This is a genomic window from Streptomyces sp. NEAU-YJ-81, from assembly GCF_017592595.1.
GTDB lineage: Bacteria > Actinomycetota > Actinomycetes > Streptomycetales > Streptomycetaceae > Streptomyces > Streptomyces hygroscopicus_B.
Genome location: NZ_JAGFNO010000135.1, coordinates 1 through 557, shown reverse-complemented (window position 1 = coordinate 557; position 557 = coordinate 1). Strand labels below are relative to the sequence as shown.

Genomic DNA, 557 nt, shown 5'->3' with positions numbered 1-557 from the left:
TGGTCTGGGTTCGGCTGATCATCCGTTGTTGGGTGCGGTGGTGGGGTTGGCGGGTGTGGATGGGGTGTTGTTGACGGGTCGGTTGTCGTTGGTTTCGCATGGGTGGTTGGCTGATCATGTGGTGTTGGGTGTGGTGGTGGTGCCGGGGACGGCGTTGGTGGAGTTGGTGTTGCGGGCGGGGGATGGGGTGGGTTGTGGGTGGTTGGAGGAGTTGACGTTGGAGGCGCCGTTGGTGGTGCCTGAGTGTGGTGGTGTGCAGGTGCAGTTGTCGGTGGGTGTGCCGGATGGGGTGGGTCGGCGTGTGGTGGGTGTGTTTTCGCGGTTGGAGGGTGAGGGGGAGGGGTCGTGGACGCGGCATGCGGTGGGGGTGGTGAGTGCTGATGTTTCGGGTGGGGCGGTGGTGGAGGGGTTGGGTGTGTGGCCGCCTGTGGGTGCGGTGGCGGTGGATGTGGGTGGTGTGTATGAGCGGTTGGCTGGGGTGGGTTTGGAGTATGGGCCGGTGTTTCGGGGGGTGCGGGCTGCGTGGCGTCGTGGTGATGAGGTGTTTGCGGAGGTGG

At 65.4% G+C, this 557-nt stretch carries 1 protein-coding gene; it reads left to right on the top strand.

Annotated elements, in window-relative coordinates:
• Positions 1 to 557, top strand: a 557-nt coding sequence (locus J5X86_RS50270) for a polyketide synthase dehydratase domain-containing protein (protein WP_208523246.1), incomplete at both ends; no start/stop codon positions are given.